The following is a 15375-nucleotide window of genomic DNA, read 5'->3' as shown; positions in this document are numbered from 1 at the left end:
GAAGGTTGCCCCCTTTCATTCCATTCCATGTTTAATAGCTGTGCTTCCAATCCTCGGTATTTTCTAGAATTTCTTCTGGATCTGCCTTCGTCCATTCTTCAATTGAAAGTTGCGGGTGCTTCTCAACATACTCTTTCACTATCGTATATCCTAAATAATATCCATAATTTGGTGGAAACCTCTCGTCATCACCGAATAAAACCTTTTCATTGAACTCACTACTATATGAATCTAAGTTTTCTAATACTACTTTCACAAGCTCATGATTTTCATATTCTTCCCCACCATTCAGAACTGATTCTTGGTTTAATAAACTTTCAAAGTAAGTTGCTTTCCCCTCAATAATAAGCTGTTCTAGGAGAGTAATATAATTATGGGTTGGAGCTAAATTTGCGAGTGCATTATGATGATACTCATGCGTTATCACATCAAAAAGAGAATCTAAATCATTAATATTACGATAAAATAAAATCATATTTCGTTCTCCTTTAGCGATTCCACTTGAATATGAAAATGTTGGTGCTGGTAAAACACAAACATTTCCCTTTTTTGGTCCCTTTAATAGATCTCTTGATTCCGTAAGCCCTTTTGCTATCATCATTAATATCGCTTCTTTATCAAGTTCTTTTAAATATGTTTTTAATAAATCACCTTTTAACGGTGGTGGGTTATTAATATAATGATCATAATGGATGGAATTAGGTTTTGTGAGAAAGCAGTAAGTGGCAATATTATCTATCACTGTTTCTTGAAAAATATCTTTTAATTGACTAGACTCATCTTGACTTCCTTGCTTGTTTACAATTCGAATATATTCTTCATAAGCTTTGAACGGAAACACAACCGTTATCTCATAATCATCGTCTAGTTGAATCACTTCTAGATCAACAAATTGCTCTTGGATTGTTTCCCTTTGAACAATTAGCTGTTCAAGTCCGTTTTGTTTATATACAGGAAAATTATTACAGCCACTTAATATTAGCAATGCAACCAACGGTAAAATCCATTTCTTCATTTGCTCGCCCCTTATGAACGTATTATTCCTACCTTTGACGATAGGGCAACATTACTAAATTTATGAAAAATGCTTGGGATAGTGGTCTTCCCAAGCATGATTACATTTTACTTACCCTAAATAAACATTATAAAAGGTTTTATACTCCCCTAATCCGAAAAATAACTGCAAATTATCGTACGAATTTTTTAATGTAGTAATTCACAAGTCTATCGCTTGAAGACATTTTTGATAAAAATATTTATCTAACTAATGTCGCAATAATACTGTCGGCAACATTATCCCATACAGTCTTATCAGTTAAAAAACGCTTCGTAATATTTCGGTACATTTCTTGTTGTTTATCGGAAAAATCTTCTGCCTCTTGTGGTGGTAATTTTTCTCTTTCTTCTAATACAAATTGTTGCATTTCCTTTGATCTTGGACCCCAAACAGCAATTTCCTCTCCTGCCCCATTCAGAAATATGTATATCGGGATTGCACGGGATGTACCGTTCGTTAAATACTGATCCATTAATTCTAAATTTTGATCACGCAGTAAAAAGTGGACATTCATTTTAGCTCTTTCAGCAATCCTCATTAAGATTGGATTATTTAACATCGCATCCCCACACCAATCTTCCGTAATGGCAATGACACGTATTTCTTCTGTTGCTAAACTTGTTAACTTTTCCACTTGATTGTCGGTTAATTCAAATTGACTATAGATGGAAAGCATCTTCTCTTTATTTCGCTCCATCTGCTCAATGTACTGTTCAAAGGAAATCCCCTTTTGAAACCAATCATTTAATTGCATAAATATCCCCCTTAATCCCTTTATTATTACTAGTAACTATTTTAACTTCCATTCCCCTCACTAGCAATTTTATCGCTTTTTCATTGTCGATCTACGTTAATCCCTGGAGAAAATTTTAGACAGAAGCCGTAATATTTCTAAATAAAGCCATACAAGTGTCACCATTAAACCGAATGCAGCATACCATTCCAAATATTTCGGACAACGCATTTCCGCCCCTTTTTCAATAAAATCAAAATCAAGCACTAAGTTTAAGGCTGCAATAATTACAATAAATACACTCACACCGATGCCAATTGGGCCAGAATCATGAATAAAAGGAATCGACATCCCGAAAAAACTCAAAATAAAATGTAAAAAATAGGCTAGAAATATCCCGAGTGTTGCAGCAAATATACCGAGACGAAAATTTTGAGTAACTTTAATTAAACCAGATTTATAGACGAGCAATAATCCGAATAACACTGCAAAAGTTAACGATACAGCCATAAACGTTATACCTTCTACTTGTTCTTCATAAAATGCCGATATACCACCAATAAATAGTCCCTCTAAAATAGCATAAATTGGGGCAGTTACTGGAGCAGCCTTCTTCGCAAAAATAGTTATTAAAGCAAAAATAAAGCTGCCAATCGCTCCCGTAATCAAATATGGCATCACATTTTGTCCGGTAAAATATAAGTACCATGTAAATGCTGCACTAGCCGTTACTAAGACTAATAAAATAAATGTCTTATTTACGGTACCAGAAATCGTCATTTCATTTTGATAACCTAATCCTTGATAATCATTAAACGTGTTTTCTCTTAAGCTCGGATTTCCACTTCTCACTATTTTCCCTCCATTCATTGCATCCATGATTATTGTATTCGTGATCGTCTCTGTTCTTTCACGGACAGGCTTATTATTTTGTTACCTTTTTTTCTAAGTGATAAATTTTCTTAGAACTCACAAAATTAACAGATGTTTAACGGTTCATCTCATAATTAATTTTCTTCCTAATTGGTCAGGCAAATATGGGGTATTAATTACACCTAATTATTATTTTCCTTCCTAATTGGTCAAGTTTTTTTAGCGAATAATTAGCTAGAGCACAATGGGCAAATAGCGTTTTACAACAAGATTACATTTAGAGTTCACCATAAGGGATGCGGCATGCATAGTTTAGTATGTATATAAATACGTTAACACTGTTGAAAGGTTTCTATATTTTCTAGATTATATCAAGGAAAGAATTTATCGTGGAAAGCCTGTTGATAGGGGCGAAAGATGGGGAATTACTACAATGATTGTTACGATATCTCTGGCACATCCATCCATCACACCGAAGCAAAAATAAATAAGGGGCTATCCAGAAAGTCGTATTTTCAACTTCTGGATAGCCCCTCTTTATGTTTCAAACCCTTGATATATCAACTGTTGTTTACCGCTTTTTTGAGGGTTTTTACTTTTCGGACAGCCCCCAACGGGAAGTTACATCTATTTTTATTCGTAGTGAATGTCAACAATTTACCGTTTATCCATCTCTTGTAGTAACAATTTATTCACAAGTGGTGGGTTCGCTTGTCCTTTTGTCGCTTTCATAATTTGCCCTACTAAAAATCCTAGCGCACGGTCTTTTCCATTTTTAAAATCAATCACTGATTGTTCATTAGCGTCTAAAATTTCAGTGACAATTTTTAATAATTCGCCTTCATCAGAAATTTGTACTAACCCTTTTTCCTTGACGATTTTTTCCGGATCGCCGCCTTTTTCCACTAGTTCTTTAAACACTTTTTTCGCTAGTTTGGATGATAAAGTGCCATCACTAATAAGTTTAATCATTTTCGCTAAACTTTCAGGTGTGAGTGGGGTATCATGCAATTCTTTTTGTTCAGCGTTTAAGTAAGCAGACACCTCACCCATTAACCAGTTCGATGCCAGTTTCACATCCGCTCCTGCTGCAATCGTAGCTTCAAAGAAATCGGACATTTCTTTCGTTAAAGTCAATACCATTGCGTCATAAGCTGGCAGGCCAAGTTGTTCAACATAGCGTTTTTTACGCGCATCTGGTAATTCTGGAATCGTCTCACGAACACGGGCTTTCCACTCTTCATCTATGTAGAGATCGACTAAATCAGGTTCAGGGAAATAGCGATAGTCTTCGGATCCTTCTTTCACCCGCATTAAAATTGTTTGTCCTGTCGCTTCATCAAAGCGTCGGGTCTCTTGTTGAATTACGCCACCAGACAATAACACCTTTTCTTGACGGTCAGCTTCAAACTCTAGACCCTTTCGAACAAAATTAAAGGAGTTCAAGTTCTTCAATTCCGTTTTTGTCCCAAACTGCTCTTGACCGATCGGACGCAAAGAAATATTCGCATCACAGCGCAACGAACCTTCCTCCATCCGTACATCAGAAACTCCTGTATATTGAATAATGGATTTTAATTTTTCCAAGTAAAGGTAAGCTTCCTCCGGCGTGCGCATATCTGGTTCAGATACAATTTCAATTAATGGCGTTCCTTGACGGTTAAAGTCAACGAGGGAGTGCCCGTCTTGTCCATGGAATAGTTTTCCTGCATCTTCTTCCAAATGAAGTCTGGTAATTCCGATGCGTTTTATCTTACCGCCGACTTCAATTTCAATCCAACCATTTTGACCAATTGGTTTGTCATATTGGGAAATTTGGTAAGCCTTCGGGTTGTCAGGATAAAAGTAGTTTTTCCGATCAAATTTTGTATCGGTAGCAATTTCACAGTTCAACGCCATTGCTGCTTTCATCGCAAACTCAACCGCACGTTTATTTAATACAGGTAGCACACCTGGATAACCTAAGTCAATAACATTCGTATTTGTGTTCGGTTCCGCCCCAAAATGAGCTGGTGCCGGTGAAAAGATTTTCGACTCGGTCTTTAGTTCCACGTGAACTTCTAAACCTATTACTGCTTCAAAATTCATTAGTTTCACCCCTTACAATTGTGGTTTTTGTTTATGATAGTCAGTTGCTTGTTCAAATGCATGGGCAACACGATATACGGTCGCTTCATCAAAGTGTTTTCCAATAATTTGTAAACCTAAAGGAAGACCATTACTTGAAAAACCGCATGGAATAGACAAGCCAGGAACTCCAGCTAAGTTGACAGGGATTGTCAAAATATCATTAGCATACATTGTTAATGGATCATTAATGTTTTCACCAATTTTAAATGCAGCTGTTGGAGTTGTTGGACCAACAATTACATCATATTTTTCAAAAACCTTTTCAAAGTCATTTTTAATTAATGTGCGAACTTGTTGGGCTTTTTTATAATAAGCATCGTAATATCCAGAACTTAATGCGAATGTTCCGAGCATAATCCGACGTTTTACTTCGTCACCAAATCCTTCTCGACGTGTCTTCTTGAACAGTTCCTCTAGATTTTTCGCATTTGGTGTACGGTAACCGTAACGAACCCCATCAAATCTTGCTAAGTTAGAAGACGCCTCTGATGAAGCTAAAATATAATACGTAGCTAATGCGTATTTAGAGTGTGGTAAAGAAACTTCTTCCCAAGTAGCTCCTAAATTTTCTAATGTTTTTAAGGCAGCCATCACTGCTTGACGGGCTTCTTCACTTACACCTTCACTAAGGTATTCCTTTGGTACAGCAATTCGTAAGCCTTTAATATCACCAGTTAAACTAGCAGTAACGTCAGAAACAGTGATATTAGCGGAAGTAGAATCTTTCGGATCAACTCCTGCAATTGCTTGGAAAAGATAGGCATTGTCTTCTACCGTTTTCGTAATTGGCCCAATTTGGTCAAAAGATGAAGCAAAAGCGACAAGACCATAGCGTGAAACACGGCCGTATGTCGGTTTCAACCCAACAACGCCACAATATGCTGCTGGTTGTCGAATGGATCCACCAGTATCGGAACCGAGAGTAAATGGTACTTCCCCAGCCGCAACAGCTGCTGCAGAGCCACCAGATGAACCACCGGGAACATAGTCTAAATTCCACGGATTATATGTATTTTGGAAGTAGGAGTTTTCGGTGGACGATCCCATTGCAAACTCGTCCATATTTAATTTACCTATTGTTATCGTACCTGCATCAGCTAATTTTTCCATAACTGTTGCATCGTAAATGGGGTCAAAGTTTTCTAACATTTTACTCGCACAAGTTGTTCGAAGGTTTTTCGTGACAATATTATCTTTAATCCCAATCGGTATCCCGAAGAGCAAACCTTTTTTTCCTTCATTTTGTAATACAGTGTCGAGGGATTTTGCCCGCTCTTTCGCCCGTTCTTCATCTAATGTTAAAAATGCTTTTACTTTCCCGTCTACTTCATGTATTCTGTTAAAAGCTTCAGCAACTAGGTCGGAAACGGAAATCTCTTTCTTATCTAGCAATTCATGAAGGTCCTTTAATTTATGGTCAAACAAAGCCATGTTTTTTCCCTCCTTATTCTAATATTTGCGGCACGCGAATGAGTCCATTTTGATGATCTGGTGCATTTTTTAAAACTTCCTCGCGAGGCAATCCTTTTCCAGAAGCATCTTCGCGCATCACATTTTTCATTTCTAATACATGGGATGTAGGTGTTACATTGGATGTATCTAATTCATTTAATTCTTCTGCAAAAGAAATAATTGCATCTAATTGAGATGTGAATAATTCTGTTTCTTCTTCTGTTATTTCCAACCGTGCCAAATGGGCTACGTGTTGTACTTGTTCTTTAGAAATTCTTGACATAATCTCACCTCCAAAAAATTTACCAAACACTATTCTTTATCATAGCAAAACGGAAATTAGTAAGGCAATGTTATCCATGGATATTTTATCATGTTTTTGAAAATAGTGCTTGTGGGTTATTTAGTAAGCGCTCTATTGGACAATCACGAAATGAACGGGGAAGAACATATCTTTCTGCCTACTATAATTTTACTCATACGCTAGCTTAAGTAGGTAAAGTATTGATAGAAAGAGTTAGAGTTTTGGCCAACGCCGCGTTTTTGGAAGTAAAAAACAAAGCAGTCTGGTCAGACGTGTTTGGGCACTTTCTTCTAAAAAAATAATCAGACACCTTTATTTGCAGAACGAAGGTACGTTCTGGAAAGGGCTGTCTGATTGTTATATGAACACTTTTTGAGCTTCGTATGATAAGGTTACAGTTTAAACATTGTCGCGCCAACCTGTTAAAAGCTGATAGAAACTATTTACCTTAATAATTTTTTAAGAAAGGATTTTAGGCCACCTGTTTCTTCGTTTGTACTTTTTGGCGTTTGCTCCGTTTCTAACAGATCATCTTCATCTTTTAAATAGATATTTTCTTTATCAATCGCATAGTCATATGTCAAAACAAGGCCAATGTTTGTTTCTGTATCTTTATTAACGATAGTAAATGGGATGTGATGTTTATCCGCCAATTGAATATATTTGCGCAGGAAATCGTAATTAATTGCACCATTCAGTAAAAGTTTCGCTTTTGGATTGGATTTCATATAATCCCCTATTTGCTTCGATAATTTATCTTCATATATTTGTTCGTTCGTAAGTACAACGACAACCCGTTCTCTTATAGTTCCAAGAAACTTTCGCCGCTCATCAGCTTTAATTTGTTTCTCGCCATACATTCCTTTTGTTAAATAATCATCTAAGTTTGGTCCGCCCATCGAAATACACTCCTAAATTTGCGTATTAATCTATTTTAATATGCGTTTTCTTCCTTACAGTCTATTCACCCAGTCTGGATTGTGACTTCCTATTTGATGGTTATTATTGCCGATTAATAAATTGTGAAAAACCGAACATTCATATAATAGCTTACCTGTTTTCAAATAAAAATTCAATACTTTTAGAATTGTTGGGGACAGTCCCCCAAGCGTGGGCGTGGGCGAAATTTAAAGCCGTTAAAACCCTCCCTTAGCTAGGGGTTTTAACGGCTTTTTTCTTCGTATTGAAAATTAATTACTAGCTTATAATATAAGTGAAGTTAATGTACATTCATTCGTTCTCCATTAAAACATTTCTGACGTTGTTTTTGCTTGCATGTGAAGAAGGAGGTAATCCGGACCACCAGCTTTCGAATCAGTTCCTGACATATTGAAACCACCAAAAGGTTGATAGCCAACAATTGCCCCCGTACACCCACGGTTAAAGTAGAGGTTGCCGACATGGAAGTCTTCCCGAGCTTTCTCAATATGATCACGGTTATTTGAAATTACTGCACCAGTTAGACCATATTCTGTGTTGTTGGCAATTTCGATTGCTTGATCAAAATCCTTCGCTTTCGTAAAAGCAACGACTGGGCCAAAAATTTCTTCTTGCATAACGACCGCATCCGGAGCAACATCTTTAAATACAGTTGGCTTAATAAAGTATCCTTTACTATTATCGCCTTCACCACCCGCTACGAGGGTTCCTTCTTGTTTACCAATTTCAATATACTTCATAATTTTATCGAATGCTGCTTGATCTACAACAGGCCCTGTATAATTTTCAAATAATGCAGGATCACCAACTTGTAATTGATTTGTTAATTCGGTCACTCTATTTATCACTTGTTCATAAACATCTTCAACAACAACAACACGTGAACAGGCTGAACATTTTTGTCCAGAAAATCCGAAAGCTGACGCTACGATGGATTGAGCCGCCAATTCCAAATCTGCCTCTTTATCGACAACAATCGTATCCTTACCGCCCATTTCAGCGATAACCCGCTTAAGCCAAATTTGTCCAGGTTGAACTATCGCAGCGCGCTCATATATTCTTACACCAACTTCACGTGAACCAGTGAAACTAATAAAACGTGTCTTCGGATGATCGACTAAATAGTCCCCAATTTCCGATCCACTTCCAGGTATATAGTTCAGAACTCCTGCAGGTAAGCCTGCTTCTTCCAAAACTTCCACAAACTTAGCTGCAACGACTGGAGTAGCTGAAGCAGGTTTTAGTAAAACGGTATTTCCAGTAACTAAAGCAGCAACTGTTGTTCCTGCCATTATTGCAAAGGCAAAATTCCACGGGGAAATCACGACGCCGACTCCTAGTGGGATGTAGAAAAATTTGTTTAACTCACCCGGTCTCGATTCAACGGGAACTCCCTCTTTTAACTCCAGCATTTGCCTTGCGTAATATTCCATAAAGTCAATGCCCTCTGCCACATCCGCATCCGCTTCTCTCCAAGATTTCCCAGCCTCTTTTACTAATAGCGCACTAAACTCCGTCTTTCTCATCCGAACGATATTCGCCGCTTTAAATAAAATATCTGCGCGCATTTCCGGCTTAGACTTTCTCCATGTTTCAAATGCTTTTAGTGCCTCTTGCATCGCTTGTTCTGCTAAGTCACGACTTGCCTTTGCTACACGGCCAATAACCTCTTCTTTATTTGCTGGATTTATAGAAATAATCTTTTCTTCTGTTGTCACTCGTTGACCGCCAATTACTAAATCATAGTCCTTCCCTAAATAACTATTTACAAGGTCTAGACCAGCTAAAAACTTCTTCCGATTATCCTCATTCGAAAAATCCGTAAATGGTTCATGTTTGTAAGGTAATACCATCCATTTCCCCTCCTATGTATAAAAGCGTTTCCATTTCCCCTCTATTCTAGCACGTTTTACTTTTCCCCTTCAATGAATATGCGAACATACTTTAGCGCTTTAAAGCAGTGGGGGACTGTCCCCAACCAAAAAAAGAGGTATAGCCGAATACATTGGCTATACCTAGTAAACATATACGAAAGGTTCGTCTTTGTTTGCTTCTTTTAGAATTAATGCTTCTTGGCCTTTTGTTGATTTTATATTGATTTCGACATGCAAATTCTCTGGAAATGATTTAACAAGTAGACCGGCGACATATTGGGCGAAGCCTATTGTTTCTGCTTTGCCAAAAAATTGGATTGTCACATCAATCTCCAATTTTCGTATTTCATTTTCCGCATAAAACGCACGACCGACGACCCCATTATAGTTTGGAAAATATTTATCGACATTGTTTTGAAACTGTTCAAATTTCTCGAAGTCTGCCCGGTATTGTTTTGATGAAGCTATGGACGAAGGGAAAAGTACATACTGTTCATTCACTTCCGACCAATCAACTGATGTACCCTTCTTTACAACACCATAGGAAAAGAAATTACCTGGAATTACCGAATTCCGTTCTTGTTGCTTATATAAACTAACGACAATTGGAACACTTCCTAAGCCTTCAATTTTTCGCAAACGTTGAACGATTTCCTCCGCTATTTTTTTCCCTTGCTTATCCAATTCTGTATCAGAAATCTCGACACTGTTTGATCTACCATCTTTAGTATTGTAGTAATACACGGAGTTTAAGGCAAGACCAATAGAAATACCTGCTAGTTTTACTTTTTTTCCGTCCGTTTTAACTAAATAATTATGTTCCAGAATATGTGATAAATACAAAGGGCTTTTTTCATGGGCTGCTACTTCGTCTTTACCAACATTTAACGTAGGATTTAGTCCGACATTATCTGTTTCGCTCAAATTGCGCTCTTTTAGTTGGCTCGCTGTATATTTCCTACTAAGCCATTTAACAATCGTATCCTTATCTAAATATTGACCATCTTGGAAAATATAATCTTCCGTTGAAAAAGTTTTTTGTGCAATCCGAAGCAACCCTTCTTCAAATTCATCACTATCATAACGAGAGTTCAATCTCTCTAAGACGGTTCCTCTTGAGTCGGAAGGCTTAAATGGAGAAATTGTCCGATAATACGAATCAGAAATTTGATAGTTAGGAACAATTGCTTTCTCTTCTGTATCTTTATCTTCAGGTATTACTTCTTCCTGTTCTCCAAAGTTAGGCACACATCCTGATAAAACAAAGATGAGGAGAAAGGCTGAAATCATCATTTTTTTCATCTCAAATAGACAAGGAACCCCTAACTAATCGTATGAGAAACATAATTCAACGATAAGTGGGGGAGGAAATCCCGCCAGATACAGCATGGAACGTTCAAATCATCAACCATACTATCTGATACATCCGATACCTCTACCTTGTTTCCTCCTTTCCGCTTTTTATATAAAGGCAAAAAAACCGATACTTCGCTTCAAATAACAGAGCTATTTATTTAATTCTGCAATAAGTTCCGTTTCTGACATCACCGGTATTCCCAATTGTTCCGCTTTTTTCAGTTTGGACCCCGCATCAGTTCCTGCAATTACAAAATCCGTGCTCTTACTAACACTTCCTGTTACTTTGCCACCGTGATTTTCAATTTTTTCTTTCGCTTCATTTCGGGTTAACGTTTCTAATTTTCCAGTCAAAACAACCGTCTTTCCAGAAAAAATTGAGTCGATGGACGCGGAATCCTGCACTTTCGGACCTTTATATGTTAAGTTCACACCATACTCTTTCAACTCAAGGATTAATTCATGCACTTCTGGTTGCTCAAAGTATGTAACAACAGACTTGGCCATTTTTTCACCAATTTCATGAATGTTTTGTAACTCTTCCTCACTGGCCATTTGTAAGTTATCTATTGTTTCAAAGTGCTGTGCCAATATTTTAGCAGCTTTTGAACCAACATTACGAATCCCTAAGCCAAAAAGAAGGCGTTCTAAAGAATTTTGTTTGGAAGCTTCGATTGCATTTAATAAGTTCGCAACAGATTTTTCACCCATTCTTTCAAGTTTAATTAACTGTTCCCGATTCAACTGGAAAATATCTGCCACATCTTTAATTAAATCCGCTTCAAATAGTTGTGTAATGACTCTTTCACCTAGACCTTCAATATTCATCGCATTCCTTGATACGAAATGAATCAGTCCTTCGCGAATTTGAGCAGGACATTTTGGATTAATGCAACGAAGGGCTACCTCTTCATCTAGACGAACAAGTTCACTGGCACATTCGGGACAATGCTCTGGCATCCGAAATGGTTCTTCTACTCCCGTTCTCCTATCAGCTAGAGAACCAACTACTTCTGGAATAATATCCCCAGCTTTTCGAATGACTACGTAATCACCGATACGAATATCTTTTTCCTTAATTAAATCTTCGTTGTGAAGGGAGGCTCGTTGCACCGTTGTACCAGCAACCCGGACAGGTTCCAAAATGGCTGTAGGTGTTACAACACCAGTCCTGCCAACACTCAGTTCAATATGAAGCAACTTTGTTACAACTTCTTCAGCAGGAAACTTGTAGGCAATCGCCCAGCGTGGACTTTTTACAGTAGCACCTAACTTTTGTTGATGAGCCAGTTGATTCACCTTTATGACGATACCGTCAATCTCATATGATAATGTCGGTCGTTTTTCATTCCACTCGGCTATATAGGTTAACACTTCTTCAATAGAAGGACAAACACGACGTTCTTTGTTCGTTTTCAGACCTAACTGATCTAAAAAATCTAAACTTTCACTATGAGTTGTTAAAGTTTTTCCTTCTACTTCACCTATTGCATATAAAAAGACGTCTAAGTTTCGTGCTGCAGCAATTTTCGGATCAAGTTGCCGCAATGAACCTGCAGCAGCATTGCGTGGGTTAGCAAAAAGCTCTTCCCCTTTTTGTTCGCGAATTTGATTCAATTTTTCGAAAGACTTTTTCGGCATAAATACTTCCCCGCGAATTTCCATTGTTATAGGCTCTGTTAATTGCAGAGGAATGGAGCGGATTGTGCGTAGATTCACAGTAATATCTTCGCCGACGACCCCATCGCCTCTTGTTGATCCTTGAACGAACAACCCATTTTCATATCGTAAAGAAACTGCGAGGCCATCAATTTTCAATTCACAAACATAGGAGAAATCATCGCCCACTGCCTGCCGTACTTTCCGGTCGAAATCCCGTAAATCCGCCTCATTAAAACCATTAGCTAAGCTTAGCATCGGGACCGTATGCTCAACTTTAGAAAACCCTTCTAACACTTCTCCTCCAACACGTTGGGTTGGGGAATTCGGTGTAACTAACTCAGGATACTGCTCTTCAATCATTACCAACTCTTGAAGCAGTTGATCATATTCCGCATCAGGTACAGAAGGGTTGTCTAATACATAATATTCATGACCGTATTTAATTAGTAATTCCCGTAATTGTTCTGCACGGATTTTTGCCTCACTCAGATTCACAAAGAACCCTCCATTCGGAAATATTCAATCATTACAAACTGCACTAAAAAGAGGATTTGACATTGTTACTACTTCATACAACGCCAGTAGCAGATTGACTAGTAGGACGCTACTGAATACTCTTCCAACTTATCTATCTAGGCTATCTTTTCACTTTAAAAAATAACACATGAGGAAATACTCCCCCTCATACAGGCGAAAAAGTAGTTTATCATAATCTTTATTAAAATTACGCTTTTTCAATAGGGGCAAATTTAGCTAATAGCCGTTTTATACCTACTGGACTCGGAAAAGCAATATCTAATTGCAAGTCATCTTCTTTTCCTGATACTGCAACAACCGTACCAATGCCCCATTTTTTATGTTGAGCGCGGTCTCCTGCTTTCCATGCAAGTTTTTCACCACCGCTACTAATAGGAGCCATTACTCTCTGCCTTCTCTGTACTGTATTCATGGTGTTTGTCACAGCTGTTGTACTCTCTGACCTTTTCTGTTTCCTTACTTCATTTAAGTCAAGGAACAGCTCTGCCGGAATTTCATCAATGAACCGGGAAGGCATATTCATATTCGTGCGTCCGTATAGTGTGCGCATTTGGGCGTTTGTTAAAAATAATTCTTCTTCCGCCCTTGTAACTCCCACATACATTAACCGACGTTCTTCTTCCATTTCCGCTTCATCCATTAAGCTACGACTATGAGGAAAAATCCCTTCCTCCAAACCGATTAAATACACGACCGGAAATTCTAACCCTTTCGCTGAATGCAAAGTCATTAACACAACGGAATCATCCACTACTTCTTCCTCATCCATTCGATCAATATCGGCAATGAGGGCAAGATCTGTTAAGAAGGCGAGAAGCGATTTATCCTCCGTTTTTTCTTCAAAACTTTTCGTAACAGAAAGAAATTCTTCAATGTTTTCCAACCGGCTTTCCGCTTCTAATGATTTTTCCGCCTTAAGCATCTCTTTATATCCTGATTTTTCGATAATTTCTTCCGTTAATTCCGTAACAGATAAATATTCTTGCATTTGATGAAAACCATTGATTAACTCATAAAACTCCATACAAGCCTTCGTTATTTTTGGAGTTAATCCGATAAAATCCACTTCTTTTAATGCAGCAAAAAGTGAGATATCATTTCGGCCAGCATATTGGGCAATTTTTTCTAGAGAACTAACGCCAACTCCCCGTTTTGGGACGTTAATGATTCTGGATAAACTAATATCATCATCTGGGTTAGAAATTAGACGCAAATATGCAAGTAAGTCTTTAATTTCTTTCCGATCATAGAATTTCGTACCGCCAACAATTTTATATGGAATATTCGCTTTAATTAACATTTCTTCCATTACCCGTGATTGGGCATTTGTACGGTATAGTATGGCGAAATCAGCATACTTTCGCTTTTTTGTCTTGACAAGTTCATCAATTTTACTAGTGACAAATAATGCCTCTTCACTTTCTGTTGCCGCATGATAATAGTGGATTAAATTGCCTTGCGAATTTTCCGTCCATAAATTTTTCGGTTTACGATTTTTATTATTCGCTATCACTTCATTTGCCGCTTGTAGAATCGTTTTCGTAGATCGATAATTTTGTTCGAGTAAAATAACCTCTGCATGTTCATAATCTTTTTCAAACGATAAAATATTGGCAATGTCTGCACCTCGCCAACGGTAAATCGATTGATCCGAGTCACCAACAACACAAATATTTTTAAATTTCGCAGCAAGCATTTGAACTAATTGATATTGGGCTTTATTCGTATCTTGATACTCATCAACGTGAATATATTGAAACTTTCGCTGATAGTATTCCAATACTTCTGGCACTCGTTGGAACAATAAAATTGTTTTCATGATTAAATCATCAAAATCGAGTGCATGGTTTTTTAAAAGCCTTTTCTCATATTCAGTAAAAACATCGGCAACAACTTTCTCATAATAATTACCTGCAGATTTTTCATATCCCTTTGCATCTACTAGTTCATTTTTCGCGCTACTAATCGTACCTTGAATAGCACGAGGATCAAATTTTTTCGGATCAATATTTAATTCTTTGACAATGCCTTTTACTACGGATAATTGATCACCAGAATCTAATATTGTAAAGTTGCGATTGATCCCGATGCGGTCGATGTCTCTTCTTAAAATTCGCACACACATCGAGTGAAAAGTGGAAATCCATATTTCCTCCGCTGCACCACCAAGCAATTGTCTAATCCGGTCTTTCATTTCACGGGCGGCTTTATTCGTAAAAGTAATGGCTAAAATATTGTAAGGATTCACTTGTTTTTCTACCATTAAATATGCTATTCGATGGGTTAAAACACGGGTTTTGCCACTACCAGCCCCTGCCATAATCAGCAGTGGACCTTCTGTTAACTTTACTGCCGCTTGTTGCTCTTTGTTTAATCCCGACAGTAACCGATCTGTTAAAAATTGCATTTATATCACCCTTATAAGAACAAATGTTTGTATTTTATTGTACATTAGTTG

Annotated in this window: 11 protein-coding genes; all 11 read right to left on the bottom strand. The window is 37.6% G+C overall.

Annotated features, from left to right (window positions below):
* Positions 1-31 precede the first annotated feature (31 nt).
* The gene (locus BN1242_RS05950) at positions 32-1015 is read right to left on the bottom strand and encodes a DUF2268 domain-containing putative Zn-dependent protease (RefSeq protein ID WP_062352758.1); all 984 of its coding nucleotides are present in this window, start codon (positions 1013-1015) and stop codon (positions 32-34) included.
* 241 nt (positions 1016-1256) lie between these two features.
* On the bottom strand, positions 1257-1811 hold the full coding sequence (locus BN1242_RS05945) for a thioredoxin family protein (RefSeq protein WP_062352756.1): 555 nt from the start codon (positions 1809-1811) through the stop codon (positions 1257-1259).
* A 96-nt stretch (positions 1812-1907) separates the two neighbouring features.
* The gene (locus BN1242_RS05940; protein WP_062353244.1) at positions 1908-2660 is read right to left on the bottom strand and encodes a Bax inhibitor-1/YccA family protein; all 753 of its coding nucleotides are present in this window, start codon (positions 2658-2660) and stop codon (positions 1908-1910) included.
* A 660-nt stretch (positions 2661-3320) separates the two neighbouring features.
* The gene (gene gatB, locus BN1242_RS05935) at positions 3321-4751 is read right to left on the bottom strand and encodes an Asp-tRNA(Asn)/Glu-tRNA(Gln) amidotransferase subunit GatB (protein ID WP_062352752.1); all 1431 of its coding nucleotides are present in this window, start codon (positions 4749-4751) and stop codon (positions 3321-3323) included.
* Between the two features lie 12 nt (positions 4752-4763).
* On the bottom strand, positions 4764-6224 hold the full coding sequence (gene gatA, locus BN1242_RS05930) for an Asp-tRNA(Asn)/Glu-tRNA(Gln) amidotransferase subunit GatA (protein WP_062352749.1): 1461 nt from the start codon (positions 6222-6224) through the stop codon (positions 4764-4766).
* A gap of 13 nt (positions 6225-6237) precedes the next feature.
* Positions 6238-6528 (bottom strand): Asp-tRNA(Asn)/Glu-tRNA(Gln) amidotransferase subunit GatC, encoded by a 291-nt coding sequence (gatC, locus tag BN1242_RS05925; protein ID WP_062352747.1) that lies wholly within the window; start codon positions 6526-6528, stop codon positions 6238-6240.
* A 464-nt stretch (positions 6529-6992) separates the two neighbouring features.
* Positions 6993-7448, bottom strand: a complete 456-nt coding sequence (locus BN1242_RS05920) for a YueI family protein (protein ID WP_062352745.1) — start codon at positions 7446-7448, stop codon at positions 6993-6995.
* A 345-nt stretch (positions 7449-7793) separates the two neighbouring features.
* On the bottom strand, positions 7794-9341 hold the full coding sequence (gene pruA, locus BN1242_RS05915; protein ID WP_062352742.1) for an L-glutamate gamma-semialdehyde dehydrogenase: 1548 nt from the start codon (positions 9339-9341) through the stop codon (positions 7794-7796).
* Between the two features lie 162 nt (positions 9342-9503).
* Positions 9504-10655 (bottom strand): CamS family sex pheromone protein, encoded by a 1152-nt coding sequence (locus BN1242_RS05910; protein WP_338022882.1) that lies wholly within the window; start codon positions 10653-10655, stop codon positions 9504-9506.
* A 213-nt stretch (positions 10656-10868) separates the two neighbouring features.
* Positions 10869-12875: an NAD-dependent DNA ligase LigA gene (gene ligA, locus BN1242_RS05905; protein ID WP_062352738.1), complete on the bottom strand. Its 2007-nt coding sequence runs from the start codon at positions 12873-12875 to the stop codon at positions 10869-10871.
* 229 nt (positions 12876-13104) lie between these two features.
* The gene (gene pcrA / locus BN1242_RS05900; RefSeq protein WP_062352735.1) at positions 13105-15324 is read right to left on the bottom strand and encodes a DNA helicase PcrA; all 2220 of its coding nucleotides are present in this window, start codon (positions 15322-15324) and stop codon (positions 13105-13107) included.
* Positions 15325-15375 lie beyond the last annotated feature (51 nt).

Origin of the sequence: Bacillus kwashiorkori (assembly GCF_001375515.1) — a bacterium.
In the GTDB taxonomy this organism is placed as follows: domain Bacteria; phylum Bacillota; class Bacilli; order Bacillales; family Caldibacillaceae; genus Bacillus_BK; species Bacillus_BK kwashiorkori.
This window is presented reverse-complemented; position numbering and strand designations above follow the sequence as displayed.